12 protein-coding genes are annotated in these 13,456 nt (G+C 53.5%); 3 read left to right on the top strand and 9 right to left on the bottom strand.

Going from position 1 to position 13,456, the window contains the following annotated elements; translation table 11 throughout:
• Nucleotides 1–30: 30 nt before the first annotated feature.
• On the bottom strand, nt 31–1,527 hold the full coding sequence (locus BN3277_RS07325; protein WP_059041598.1) for a methyl-accepting chemotaxis protein: 1,497 nt from the start codon (nt 1,525–1,527) through the stop codon (nt 31–33).
• Between the two features lie 155 nt (nt 1,528–1,682).
• Nucleotides 1,683–2,135 carry a V4R domain-containing protein gene (locus BN3277_RS07320; RefSeq protein WP_089153317.1) on the bottom strand — a complete coding sequence of 151 codons (453 nt, stop codon included), beginning with the start codon at nt 2,133–2,135 and terminating at the stop codon, nt 1,683–1,685.
• A gap of 192 nt (nt 2,136–2,327) precedes the next feature.
• On the opposite strand from BN3277_RS07320, the gene BN3277_RS07315 reads away from it, so the two are divergent.
• Entirely contained in the window at nt 2,328–3,038 is a 711-nt protein-coding gene (locus BN3277_RS07315; protein WP_059041597.1) for a Crp/Fnr family transcriptional regulator, read from the top strand.
• A 636-nt stretch (nt 3,039–3,674) separates the two neighbouring features.
• On the opposite strand, the gene BN3277_RS07310 is transcribed toward BN3277_RS07315, so the two are convergent.
• The 6 genes from BN3277_RS07310 to cidR all read right to left on the bottom strand — a co-directional run bounded on the left by BN3277_RS07310 (nt 3,675) and on the right by cidR (nt 11,345).
• Nucleotides 3,675–5,576, bottom strand: a complete 1,902-nt coding sequence (locus BN3277_RS07310; RefSeq protein WP_059041596.1) for an ABC transporter ATP-binding protein — start codon at nt 5,574–5,576, stop codon at nt 3,675–3,677.
• Complete coding sequence (locus BN3277_RS07305; protein WP_059041831.1) at nt 5,573–7,300, bottom strand: ABC transporter ATP-binding protein; 1,728 nt, start codon at nt 7,298–7,300, stop codon at nt 5,573–5,575. The genes BN3277_RS07310 and BN3277_RS07305 overlap by 4 nt, the downstream gene beginning before the upstream one ends.
• A gap of 31 nt (nt 7,301–7,331) precedes the next feature.
• Nucleotides 7,332–7,799, bottom strand: coding sequence for a MarR family winged helix-turn-helix transcriptional regulator (locus tag BN3277_RS07300; protein ID WP_059041595.1), 468 nt, complete (start codon nt 7,797–7,799; stop codon nt 7,332–7,334).
• A gap of 174 nt (nt 7,800–7,973) precedes the next feature.
• Nucleotides 7,974–8,717, bottom strand: a complete 744-nt coding sequence (gene pdaA / locus BN3277_RS07295; RefSeq protein ID WP_059041830.1) for a delta-lactam-biosynthetic de-N-acetylase — start codon at nt 8,715–8,717, stop codon at nt 7,974–7,976.
• A gap of 219 nt (nt 8,718–8,936) precedes the next feature.
• A complete protein-coding gene (locus tag BN3277_RS07290) occupies nt 8,937–10,331 on the bottom strand; it encodes a branched-chain amino acid transporter BcaP (RefSeq protein WP_059041594.1) in 1,395 nt (464 codons plus the stop codon).
• A gap of 120 nt (nt 10,332–10,451) precedes the next feature.
• On the bottom strand, nt 10,452–11,345 hold the full coding sequence (gene cidR, locus BN3277_RS07285; protein WP_082691359.1) for a cidABC operon transcriptional activator CidR: 894 nt from the start codon (nt 11,343–11,345) through the stop codon (nt 10,452–10,454).
• 141 nt (nt 11,346–11,486) lie between these two features.
• Here cidR and BN3277_RS07280 point away from each other — a divergent pair, with 141 nt between their 5' ends.
• Nucleotides 11,487–11,858 (top strand): CidA/LrgA family protein, encoded by a 372-nt coding sequence (locus BN3277_RS07280; protein WP_059041828.1) that lies wholly within the window; start codon nt 11,487–11,489, stop codon nt 11,856–11,858.
• Nucleotides 11,858–12,538 (top strand): CidB/LrgB family autolysis modulator, encoded by a 681-nt coding sequence (locus BN3277_RS07275; RefSeq protein ID WP_059041827.1) that lies wholly within the window; start codon nt 11,858–11,860, stop codon nt 12,536–12,538. The genes BN3277_RS07280 and BN3277_RS07275 overlap by 1 nt, the downstream gene beginning before the upstream one ends.
• A gap of 175 nt (nt 12,539–12,713) precedes the next feature.
• On the opposite strand, the gene BN3277_RS07270 is transcribed toward BN3277_RS07275, so the two are convergent.
• Entirely contained in the window at nt 12,714–13,448 is a 735-nt protein-coding gene (locus BN3277_RS07270; RefSeq protein ID WP_059041593.1) for a Crp/Fnr family transcriptional regulator, read from the bottom strand.
• Nucleotides 13,449–13,456: the final 8 nt, after the last annotated feature.

The raw sequence follows: 13,456 nt of genomic DNA, 5'->3' as shown, positions 1-13,456 counted from the left end.
GGACCAAGCCTTTTTATTCTAGATATCCTCTTAGGACTTTGCCTGCAATTTCATATCAACCAACTGCTTGACGGCCTGATCGGTTTCTTCGATCCGGCGGACCATCGGCAGGTTCTGTGAAGTCAATGTATCAACGGTAGCCAACAGTTCCTGCAGCGTCGCTGAAGACTGCTCCACCACGGTAACAAAGTCATTCACCGCCTGCTCGATCTCATTGGTTTTCTCCTGTACCGAGCCAGCCACGTCGGTCATGTCAACCGCCCCTTGCGCCAGGTCCTCAACATTAGCGTTGATCGACATAAACGCACCTTCTGTCTGCTTCACCAGTGCCAGGCTCTGTTCCATATCTTTAACGTTTTCCTCTAGCCGCACCTGAGATAAATCCGCCTGACGCGTAGCTTGGCCGACATTATCCGTAATCCGTTTCGCGGATTCGTTCGTTAAATCCGCCAGCTTACGGATTTCATGAGCCACCACCTCGAAACCACGTCCCTGCTCGCCCGCTCTAGCGGCTTCAATGCTTGCGTTGAGCGACAGCAGGCTGGTTTGTTCGGCGATTTCGCGAATGGAGGCGGTCAATTCGGCGATCAGGTGGATATTTCCGATCAATGCTCCGATATCCTCCTTCATCGCATTCATGTTCATATGGAAACGGTCGATTGTTCCCATCAATTGACCGATAACCGCCGCGCCTTCTCCGGAAGCTGCTTTCGTTTCGGATACCGTCTCAACCAGATCGTCAAGGGCGGTCGTCATCCGGCGGATATACCCGTTTGAGGTCACGATATGATCCGAGATTCCGCCGATCGTTTCCGTCTGCGCGGCCGCACCGGAAGCCATCTCCTGAAAGGCCGTCGCCATTTCTTGAAACGCATGGTAGTTGTCCTGACTGTTGCCGCGGATTTCCCCGATGCTAACCGCAATCGTCCGGGTCGCTTCGGACGTAACGTTCTCTCGCTCCAGCTCACGCGCCAAGAGCTCCGTTGTTTCCTTATTCATTCTTGCCGAGTTATCCAGCATTTTGCGTCCCAGTGAGGATTGGGCCAGCAGCACCCATGCGGTCACGGCAAAGAAATACAGCAGTACCGCAATATTGGAGCCTTCGCCGGCCGGGTCATGAAACGCCGTATATTTGATCAGAATCACCACCAAAGCCGCGACGAGTCCGGTCATGACCACCTTGAAATCATTATACATGATGCCGACGCTTAGAACGAAGAAAGCCGAAACGGCGCCGAGCGGTCCCCCGCCTCCTTGAAGAACGGTAATTATCGAAGTAATAAATATGCCCACGATAGCGATATAAGGGATCCAATTTTCTTTCTTTCGGGTCACGTATCCCCCCCAAACCAGCGACAAGATCAGTGCGTTCGGGATCACGATCAGCAAGGTCACCATGGCGCTCGTATGTAACCCTAGCAGAATGGCGAGGCTCAGAATAACCGTGGTCGTTAGAGTCAAACAGATTAACAGGTTTCTCTTTCGAAAATCCTTGTACAGAAAATCACTTACCTCATGCCCTGCCATTTCCATGACCTCCTGTGAATTTCACAAAAATAGTGACGTATGAGATCAATATCGGCAGAACATGTCGATTTTTGTAGAATTATTTACTAATGATTAACTAATTTTTCGACAAATTTTCACCAAGCCTCTCTTCCTTTCTATCCCTAGGGGCAACCTTACCCGTAAATCCGAATTTCGTACTCGCAATGCTCGTCACCGCAAACATTGCATTTCGTCTCCCGTACGTTGACTTTACGGTTCCACATTTTACCCAGCGCCCCTTCCAAAATCGCCCCTTCCAGGTCGCACACCTTCTTTTCCTCGATTTCCGGCAACCCTTTACAAAAGCAATCATCCACAGCGATCCGGATCAGCCGTTCACTTTGCTCTAAAACCCGCGGTAAACCGATTCGCAATTCCTCGAATATGCCAAGCAGTTCTTCCAACGTGGTCACGGGCAAGCTCTCGCCGATCTTCCGACCGATCGAAGCGGTTGTTGCTTTTCCGTCCAAAGGCAGCCCCTGCTGCATCCCGATGAGGCGAATTGCCCGGAACAATTCCAGCGGCACCTCATTTCCCAGTCGGGAGCGGTCGATTTGCCGCAGATCATCAAATGTAAAACTGTTCATTCTACTTCCTCCTATCATGTCCATCTGAAATTTGTTGTCGATAGGATTAATTTGCCATACTGGCAAGCAAAGAACCTTGATCCGGATCAAGAATTGGACAGAAATATTGTGATAATAATCACCACCTCCAATTCCCCTGGCTGTTACGGTAAAAGTAAATAACTCCGTCATTCTAGAAAGGAAGGGTCTCTGATGAATTCTTGCGATTGTCATGCCCGAGAAACGGCCCATGGACCATCCTGTCTCGCTCGCGTCCCGGTCTTTGCACAGCTGCGCGAAGCGGAAGTCGAGCTGCTTCATTCTGTTATGCGAACCTCGCAATACTCTAAAGGCGAGATCATCTTCCGTGAAGGCGACCGTTCGGATGCGCTGTTTGTAGTCAATCGCGGAATCATTAAGCTGACCAAGCTGGAGGATAACGGCAAAGAGCATATCGTACGCCTGTTGTTTCCCGGGGACTTCTTCGGCCAGTTCGCCCTGCTGCAGGAAAAACCTCACTATGCCAGCGCTATTGCCGCCGAGGCGACCGGCATCTGCCGGATTCTCCGCAGCGACTTTCTTGATATTTTGCGCCGCGATCCCGATACGGCGGCCCGGTTTATGACCGCGCTCAGCGCCCAACTGGAGGAGGCCGACGCCTGGGCGTCCGTGCTCACCCTGCTCGAAACCGATCGACGCCTAGCCAAGATGCTGTTGTACTTCCGCCGCAAAGCCATGCCAAACTCCCAAAAATTCACGCTACCTGTATCCAAAAAAGAATTCGCCGGCCTCATCGGCGCAACGCCGGAAACGCTCAGCCGCAAGCTGCGTCAACTCAGCGATGACGGTGTGCTCACCGTCTCAGGTCGGCAGCTGTTCATCCGCGATGAAGTAGCGTTGCAACGCCTCGCCGGAGAGGGCTAGAGGGGCGAACCTCTACTCTCCGTGTGTGCCTTTGCACGATTATCCCGTTGGCTCAGGACAATACCGAGTAGACCGAGTTGCCCCCCCCCCTTACTCTGCTATGCCTCCCCGGGGCGACCTAGGGGCCGAGCCTCTGCTGTCCGTACGCCCCTTTGCACGATTATCCCGTTGGCTCAGGTCAACACCGAGTATCTTCGCTACTTGCTTGTTGCGAGTTTGCTAAGTATGGTCCAACCAGTTGCTTGATTTCTCCCGCCATCTTCTTATCTCCCCATTCCCTGATCAAAGGGGATAATGGTGAAAAGGAGCTCCGGAGATGACCTCCAGCTCCCACCTACTTACTCCCTGATCAAAGGGGATATTGGTGCAAAGGAGCTGGGGGGACTCCCCCACCTCCCCCACCTATCTACTCCCTGAACAAAAGGGATAATGGTGCAAGGGGCCACAGAGACTACTCTCCCTATTCACCTACCTTCCCTGACCGAAAGGGATCATGGTGCGAAGACGCTCGGGAGACAATCAGCAACTCCCCATTCCTGCGGACCGACTCATGCCAAAAAGCCCCCGTAAGTACGGGAGCTTTTCCGGTGGCGTTCATATTTAACGATAAGTAGCGAGTTGAAACTCGGCTTCCTTTTATACCGCTTCCGGCTCGAAACCGCCTTTGGTGAACTGGCTGTTGTACAGATCGGCGTAAAAGCCGCCCAGCGACAGCAGTTCCTCGTGCGTGCCTTTCTCGATTACGGTGCCGTGGTTCATCACGAGGATGAGGTCCGCGTCCCGAATCGTCGACAGCCGGTGGGCGATGACGAAGCTTGTTCTGCCCTTCATCAACTCGTTCATCGCTTTCTGGATATGCACTTCGGTCCGGGTATCGACGCTGCTCGTGGCTTCGTCGAGAATGAGGATCGCCGGATCGGCGAGGATTGCCCGAGCGATTGTTAAGAGCTGCTTCTGGCCTTGCGAAATATTCGAAGCTTCCTCGTTCAGCACGGTGTTGTACCCGCCCGGCAGGGTGCGGATAAAGTGATCGGCATACGCCGTTTTGGCGGCGTTCACCACTTCTTCTTCCGTGGCGCCTTCACGGCCGTAAGCGATGTTGTCGCGGATCGTGCCGTTAAACAGCCATGTATCCTGCAGCACCATGCCAAACAGGCTGCGCAAGTCGCCGCGTTTCATCTCAGCGATGTTGACCCCATCCACCGTGATCGAACCGCCATTCACTTCGTAGAAGCGCATCAACAGGTTGATCAGCGTTGTTTTGCCGGCACCGGTTGGTCCGACGATCGCGATCGTTTGCCCCTGTTTCACATCGATGTTCATATCTTCGATGAGCAGATGCTCCGGATCGTAACCGAACTGAACGTGATTAAACGCTACATCGCCGCGAGGTTGTTCCAAGACGACCGGTTTGGCCGCTTCCGGCACCTGTTCTTCCTCATCCAGAATTTCAAACACCCGCTCCGCCGAAGCAACGGTCGACTGGATGACGTTGGCGATATTTGCCGTTTGCGTAATCGGCATCGTAAACTGGCGGGCGTATTGAATAAACGCTTGCACGTCCCCGATTTCGATCGTTCTCTTGGTGACGAGAATCCCGCCGACTACCGACACCAGCACATACCCGATGTTCCCGATAAAGCTCATGATCGGCATGATCACGCCGGAGATAAACTGTGCCTTCCAGCCGGCTTCATACAGCCGTTCGTTGATATGATCAAACTGCTCCAACGACTTCGTTTCGCGGCCAAACGCCTTGATGACCTTGTGGCCGGTATACATTTCCTCGACGTGGCCGTTAAGCTGGCCGAGTTCTTTTTGCTGGCGAACGAACTGCTTCTGCGAACGTTTAGCAATCGAGGTGATCGCCACGATGCTAAGCGGCAGCGTCAGCACGGCGATCAAAGTCATCAATGGGCTGATGGACAACATCATCGCAATGACGCCGATGATCGTCAGGATCGACGTGATCAGCTGCGTTAAGCTTTGCTGTAGCGTGCCAGCAATGTTGTCGACGTCGTTGGTAACCCGGCTCAAGATCTCCCCGTGCGTCCGGGCGTCGAAATATTTAAGCGGCAGCTTATTCAGCTTGGCATTCACGTCCTTCCGCAGGTCGTAGACCGTCTTCTGGGCGACGCCAGCCATCAAATATTGTTGCACATAACCAAACAGCGCGCTAAGCACGTACAGTCCAATCAGAATCAGGATAATATGCCAGACGTACTGGAAATCGATCTCCGCCCCGGGAACCCCCTGAATTTTGCCCATAATGCCTTCAAACAGCTTGGTGGTCGCTTTCCCCATCACCTTTGGGCTAAAGATACTGAACACGGTACTTAAAATCGCCATAACCAATACGGCGGCCAGTTGGTATTTGTGCGGTCTCAAATAGCGGATCAACCGCTTTAAGGTTCCTTTGAAATCCTTCGCTTTCTCTACCGGCATGCCCATGCCCGGACCTCCGGGTCCACCTGGGCCGCCATGCCCGCGGCGAGGGCCGCCGAATCCGCGTTTTTTGTCTGTTTGTTCCCGGCTCATGCGATCTCCTCCTCCGAAAGCTGCGAATACACGATTTCTTTATAGACATCGCAGGTCTCCATCAATTCCTGATGTGTGCCGATCCCCGCGATTTGGCTCTCATTCATGACGATGATTTGGTCGGCATCAAGCACGGTGCTGACCCGCTGAGCCACGATGATTACGGTGGACTCCTTCGTTTCTTGCTTCAAGGCTGCCCGTAGCTTCGCATCGGTCTTGAAGTCAAGCGCGGAGAAGCTGTCGTCGAAGATATAAATCTTCGCCGGCCGTACCAGTGCACGGGCAATCGACAGCCGCTGCTTCTGACCGCCCGACACGTTAGTGCCGCCTTGAGCGATCGGGGACTCAAAGCCTTGCTCCATTTTGCCGATGAAGTCGGACGCTTGAGCAATTTCCGCCGCCCGCCGCACTTCCTCGTCGGTGGCATCTTCCTTGCCGTAACGGATGTTCTCGTTGATTGTTCCGGAGAACAGCACCGCCATTTGCGGGACAAAGCCGATTTTATTCCGCAGCTCCTCCTGCGTCATATCGCGGACATCCACGCCGTCAACCCGTATGCTGCCTTCCTGCACGTCGTAGAACCGCGGGATCAAGCTGATCATCGTCGATTTCCCGGACCCCGTTCCGCCGATAATCGCCGTAACTTGTCCCGGCTTGGCAGTAAATGAAATATCCTGAACCGCCGGCTGTTCTGCACCTGGATAGCTGAAGGAGACGTTTTGGAACTCGACGAGTCCCTTGGCTTCCGTTGCCTTGCTGCCCATTGCCGAATCCTTGATCACCGGCTCCATATCCAGCACTTCATTAATCCGAATCGCCGAAGCCGATGCCCGCGGAATCATCACGAACATCATCGATACCATGACAAGCGAGAACATGATTTGCATGGCATACTGCAGGAACGCCATCAGGTCGCCGACCTGCATATCTCCCGCATCAATCCGCAGCCCGCCGTACCAGATGATCGCCACGGAGGACAAGTTCATCACCAGCATCATGATCGGCATCATAAAGGCCATGATTTTATTCACCTTAATCGACGTATCCGTCAAATCCAGGTTCGCTGCGTCGAACCGTTTGCTTTCATAGCCGGTCCGGTTAAACGAACGGATTACGCGAATCCCGGTTAAGCTTTCGCGCATGACGAGATTGAGTTTATCGATTTTTTTCTGAATCGCTTTAAATAAAGGCAGCCCTTTACGTGCAATCAGGAAAATGGCTCCGGCCAATACCGGAAGGATGACAACCAGAACTAACGATAGGGTGGCGTCCTTCGAGACGGCCATAATAATGCCGCCCAGACACATCATCGGCGCCATGACCATCATTCGCAACATCATGATCAACACCTGCTGCACTTGGGTAATGTCGTTGGTCGTGCGGGTAATCAGCGAGGCGGTGCCAATCGTGTCAAACTCCTCCAGCGAGAAGTTCGAGACATGCTTAAACACCTTGCCGCGAAGCAGCTTCCCAAAGCCCGTTGCCGCCCGGGAGGAGTAATAGCTGGCAGCGATCGAACAGGCCATCCCGCCGAGCGCGACCAGCAGCATCAGCCCGCCGATTCTCCAAATATAAGGTGTGTCCCCGTTGACGACGCCCTTGTCTACGATGTCTGCCATCAGCGTTGGTAAATACAACTCGGATAACGTCTGAAAGAAGACGAATACGAGCACCGCGGCCACAAGCCAGCGGTATGGTTTCAAATTGCGGAAAAGTTTGATCAATTCCATCATCTCCACATGTTCAATTCTTTCATTACTCTTGGCTTTTCTTTGTATTTAATTGCTCTTCCACATACTCATACACCTGCTCCAGCAACTCAATCAGCTGCCGGCTCTTCTCTTCACCTAAATACTCAACCAGCTCTTGAATTTGGGCGGAGCGCTTCCGGGCGATCTCCCGGATCTGATCCAGACCTTGCTCCGTCAGCTTGACTCGAACGGCTCGGCGGTCCTCCTTATCGTTGTAGCGCAAGACCAACCCATGCTCCTCCAGACTACGGACAAGCGGCGTTACGGTCGGAGAAGCGACCTCCATCATCGCGCTAAGCTCGGAAACGGTCACTCCACGCTCATCCAACTCCATGCCGCGCAAGATGATAAACATCAACCGCACTTCGCTTGGTTTAAACGCCGATGGCGTTAGTTTGCTGAGATCCAACCTCCGAAAGCGGTGAAAAGCCTTCAGCAGCCTATGCGCCTGCGGGTTATCACCGATAAACAAACCAATCCCCCCCCTATTTATTTTCACTATTTAATTATTAGCACTACTATTAATTCGCATGCCTAATTATAAGAGCCTGCAATAAGGAAGTCAAGCGCCGTCAAAATTCAGACAAATGAAGCAAAAAAAGACCGCACCATGCGGCTGATTCCCCCGCCTGAAACGGTCTGAAATTTAAGGTTGTGGAAGCGGTTGTCCCGGTTTCAACTCATCTAAGCTTTTGAATTCATAGCCCTGCCGGCGCGCTTCATCGATGATAGCTCCCAAGGCCGCTGCATTGTCCTTGGAAACGGAGTGCAGCAGGATCACCGCACCGGGATGCAGCTGAGAGACAACCTTCTGGTAGGCATATTCCGACCCGCGCTGGTCGTTCACGTCCCAGTCCTTATAGGCAACGGACCAAAAGACGTTGGTATACCCCAGTCCCTTTGTGACCCGCAAGGTTCGGTCGCTGAAGATGCCGCGAGGCGGGCGGAGATAGTCCATTTTGGACTGGCCCGTAACCTGCGCGGTCGCACTTTTGACCTTCTCCAGTTCTTCCCGGATTTGTGCATCGGAAATCGTCGTCATATCCGGGTGGCTCCAAGAGTGATTGCCGATTAGATGGCCTTCGGCGGCCATGCGCTTCATCAGTTCCGGCTGATCTTTGATGTAGTGACCGGTGACGAAGAAGATGGCCGGAACCTTCTTTGCTTTCAGCGTATCGAGGATCGGAGCCGTATACCCGTTCTCATAACCGTTGTCGAACGTCAGAAACAATTCCTTGCGTGAGGAATCGCCAAAGAATATCGCACCGTGCTTATCGATGATGTCTTTGAACCCTTCCTCGTTGATCGAGGGAAGCTGGCCACCCACGCTCTTCTTAAAGCCGAAATGATGAGCGACGTCCGCTTGGGCCGCCGTAACGGGAACCCCCATTCCGAACAGCAAGCCGGCCAGCAATGAACAGATTAAGGCAAACTTCACAGCGGTCTCTCCTTCGTTGCTTGTGGTTTAACATGTTTCGACACGCCCTTTACTATCTGCCGAATTCCCGGGAAATATGCAAAATCCCCCTTGGAAGCCAGCACGGACACTCCGCTGGTCCAAAGGGGAATATATGAATGAACCTTATTGCGATGCAAGCCTATCGCCGCGTTACCTTGAAAGCTCGCTATGTTTATACCCATAGGCAAAATAAACGGCCAACCCGAGGGCCATCCAGATCAGGAAAGCAATCCAGGTCACGGCCGGCAAACTGGTCAACAAATACCCGCAAGTCAGCACCGCCAGTGCCGGGATCCAAGGAACCAAAGGCACTTTGAACGTTCGGTTCAGATCCGGGCGGGACTTGCGCAGAATAATAATGCCCAGCGATACGGAAATAAACGCAAACAGGGTCCCGATGCTAACCAGATCGGCGAGCCTTCCGAGCGGGATCAATCCGGCAAAAATCGCGACGACCACACCGGTCACCCACGTGCTGTTCGCCGGGACACCGGTTTTGGGGTTCAACCGGGCCAACGGCTTCGGCAGCAAACCGTCTCGCCCGATGGCGTAAAGCAACCGCGATTGCCCAAACAGCAATACGAACAATACGGTCGTGATCCCAACGATCGCCCCTAGTGAGATAAAGCCGGCAACCCAATTCTGGTTGATATATTGCAAAGCGAAGGCTACGGGATTCTTTACATTTAACTCGGCAAAAGGAACGATCCCCGTCAGCACGGCTGTCACAAGAACATATAACAGGGAGCAGGTGACGAGGGACCATAATATCCCGCGCGGCAAATCTCGCTGCGGGTTCTTGACCTCCTCCGCAGCCGTAGCCACCGCATCAAACCCGATATAGGAGAGAAACGCCGTCGCCGCTCCGGTTACGACCCCGCTGAAGCCAAACGGCATAAACGGCGTCCAATTGCCCGGCTTGACGTAAAACGCGCCAACCACGATGAAGAGAAGGATCACGGCGATTTTGACGAGAACCATCAGCGAGTTCAGCCGGGAGGACTCCTTGGAGCCGCGGGAGACAATAAACGTCAACACCAGCACGATCAAGATGGCCGGAAGATCGACGTATGTACCATTCGCCGGGTCAAAAGCGCTGCTTAGCGCGGTGGGCAACTGAATCCCCATGCCGGAGATCATGCCTTGGAAATATCCCGACCATCCGCTGGCGACCATGGAAGCGGCAAAGCCGTATTCCAGGACCAGATCCCAGCCAAGAATCCAGGCGATTAACTCACCGAAGGTCGCGTAGCTGTAGGTGTAGGCGCTTCCCGATACCGGGACCATGGAGGCGAATTCCGCATAACACAACGCGCAGAAGGCGCAGACAATGCCGGCTAAAATAAAGGATAAGATCAGGCCCGGTCCGGCGTGTTGGGCGGCAGCTACTCCCGTGAGCACGAAGATGCCCGTCCCAACGATACAGCCGATGCCTAGCATGGCCAGATCAAAGACACCCAGCTCCTTTTTCATCCCGCCAACCCCGGAACCGGTCACTTTTTCTTGTAACATCGAAGCAATTGATTTTTTTCGCAACAAACTCATCTAAGCCCTGTCCCCTAGTCTCAATTTGTGAATCATTTCGCTATTATAGGTAGGCTTAACCGGTTACACAAGTAGCCCAGAGACGCTAAATTTGTCAGAACTCAGACATTTAGGGGATTTTCATCCAATCCGGGGTGTCAGCACTTCTTGGGCAAATCGAATCCATTCGCGGGTGGCGAAGGACAAGTACCGGTCATCGCGCCATACGATCCCGAGCTTCCACGGAATAACGGGCTTGACGAGCGGAATGATCCGTACACCTTCATCGTCGATCTCGCGGCAGATTGTTTCCGGCAGCAGTGTGATGCCGAGGCCAACGGCAACCATTTCGCTGATGAGGTCCCATTGCGAGCTCTCGTAGATCACGTGCGGCTGAAACCCGGCTTTGGCGCATTCCCCGATAATGCGGTCATGCAGCGTGAAGTCCTCGCGGAACAACACGAAGCCGTCCTGAGCCAGCTCGGCCAATTCCGCCGATTCCCGCTCTGCGAGCGGATGCGTAGGGTGCACCACCAGATTCAGCTTCTCCTCCACAAAAGGAAAACAGCTCAGCTCCGCCTCCACCGTCGGCAGCACCACCACCCCAACGTCCAGTGCTCCGCTGGCGACGTCCTGCTCAACTTTTTTGGCCCCGTCCTCAAACAGTTGGATGGTAATATCGGGATAACGTTGATGAAACTCCCCAATCACCTTTGGAAAAAAGCTCGCCCCCACCATCGGCGGAAGCCCGATGCGAAGATGCCCCTTCTTTAAATTACGCAAATCGTCGAGCTCCGCCATCAGATTCTGAAAGGACGTTACGATCTGCTGCGCCTGCGTGACGATGATTTGCCCCGCATCGGTCAATTCAATCTTCTTGCCGACCCGGTCGAACAACACGACGCCAAGCTCCTCCTCCATCGCCTTGATCGTTTTGCTGATGCTTGGTTGTGTAATATACAGCGCCTCGGCCGCCTTAGTGAAGCTCCGCAGCCGCGCAACCTCAATTAAAACCTGCATTTGTCGGATATCCAACAGCCTGCTCTCCTTTTCAGCGAATTATCTATAACCAAATGGAATGATCTACATTCAGTATATTCATTTTACTCATGAAAACAATCGGTGTAAAATTTCATTACCAACCAAAAACAGAAAGGAGCTGCTCAGATGAACAAGATGAAAGAAGTCGGCATAGGGGTCGTTCAAGTAGCCATCCTGTTCTTCGCCGCAATGGCCCTGAATAAGGTCGCAGAGCTGCTCCATTTACCCATTCCAGGTTCGATTCTCGGCATTGCTCTCTTGTTTACGTTATTGAAAACAGGCGTCGTCAAGCTGAAATGGATTGAACGGGGAGCCAATTGGCTGTTGGCCGAGCTGCTGCTCTTCTTCGTTCCTGCTGCCGTCGGCGTTATGCAATATATTCCCTTGCTTGAAAGTGAAGGCGTGCGGATTCTGATCGTAGTCATCCTCAGCACCGTGATCGTCATGGTGAGTTCCGGGCTCATCGCCTCGCGTATCGAAAAACGAAAGGAGGGCCGAGTCTCATGATGATTGGCATACTTTGCTTAGCAGCTACCTTAATCATTTACGGATTAACCAAACGGCTGTATCGGATTCGGCCAAGAGTATATTTATCCCCGCTGCTGATCACTCCGTTGATTCTGGTCATCGGCTTGCTGTGGGCGCAAATCCCATATGAAGCTTATCATTCCGGCGGCAAGTGGCTGAGCAGCCTGCTGCAGCCGGCCACGATCGCGTTTGCGATTCCGCTGTACAAATACTACAACGTGCTGAAAAAACATGCGGTAGAAATTCTCATCAGCGTACTGAGCGGCTCGGTGGTCGCGATGTTCTCCTCCGCGTTTCTGGCGGAATGGCTGCATCTCGACAATCAGCTGATCTCCAGCTTAATCCCCCGCTCGGTTACCACGCCGATTGCGATGAACGTGTCGCAGGTGATCGGCGGTGTTCCGAATATTACCGCAGTTTTCGTTATTCTGACCGGTTTGCTTGGCGCCATGCTTGGGCCGCTGGTCATGAAGCTGTTCCGCATTGAAGGAGAGGTTGCCCGCGGCGTACTGTTTGGGACAAGTGCCCACGGGACCGGGACGTCCAAAGCGTTCGAGCTGAGCTCTTTGACCGGGACCATCTCCAGTATCTCGATGATCCTGGCTGCCCTGATTACGTTAGGGGTTGCTCCGATGCTGATCACCGTGCTGCATTTTTAAGCCCCGGGGGTTGGCACTATTTACTATGAGGTTCCTCCTAATTTTTTATATGGATTGCTTTGGGCTCCGCCTCGGCGGAGCTGTTTTTTTGTGGGTTAGAATGAAGAAGCCGCTCGCCTTACGGCGAGCGGCTTATCATAGCTTAAGCGGGACAGCAACGCTGGTTCAACCTTTTCTACCCTTGCCTTACACCCTTCAGACTGCGGCAATGCGGGCAATTTTCTTTGACGCACACCTTTTCCTTCAAAGCCTGAAGATCCCGAACGACAAAGCCTTTGCGGCTGACCTGAACGATGCCTTCCTTGCGGAGACTGGTCAGAAGGCGGCTCACCGTTTCCCGTGCAAATCCGATCGTGCTGGCGAGCTCCTGATGCGTGACCGGGATCGGAACAACCACTTCCTCCCCCCGTTCCACTCCGAAATGCTCCGCTAAGTAAATCAGGAACGAAATCCCTCGGTCTTCTACGCTCCGTTGATTGAAATTCAACAGTTTGTCTTGAAGCTCGCGGATTTTGCTGCTCATGAGCCCCATCATCTTAAACGCCAGTTCCGGCGAGCTGGCCAGAAGCTGCTCGAAGGTGCGAAGCGGGATGGCGAGCAAGCTGGTTTCGACGACGGTTGAGGCGGTTACCGGCGAGACTTCCGCATCAAAGCGGCCTGTCAGCGGGAACATGTCGCCTTGCTTCAGGAACGAGAAGATCTGTTCATTGCCTTTCTCGTCGGTCCGGCTTGTTTTGATCAAACCGTTCGCCACAAAATAAATCGACTCCACCTCATCCCCCTCCCGGAATACCGCCGCCCTCCGCGGCAGCAGCCGGGGGACGGTGAGCCGGGCGATCCGGGCGACCTCCTCTGCGGGGAGCCCTTGAAATAAGGGGAAGGAGCGCAACAACTCGATGGAATGCGCCATACTCCCCG

It is taken from the genome of Paenibacillus rubinfantis, from assembly GCF_001486505.1.
In the GTDB taxonomy this organism is placed as follows: domain Bacteria; phylum Bacillota; class Bacilli; order Paenibacillales; family Paenibacillaceae; genus Fontibacillus; species Fontibacillus rubinfantis.
Note: the sequence above shows the minus strand (reverse complement) of the source record. Positions and strands in the feature narration are given on the sequence as shown.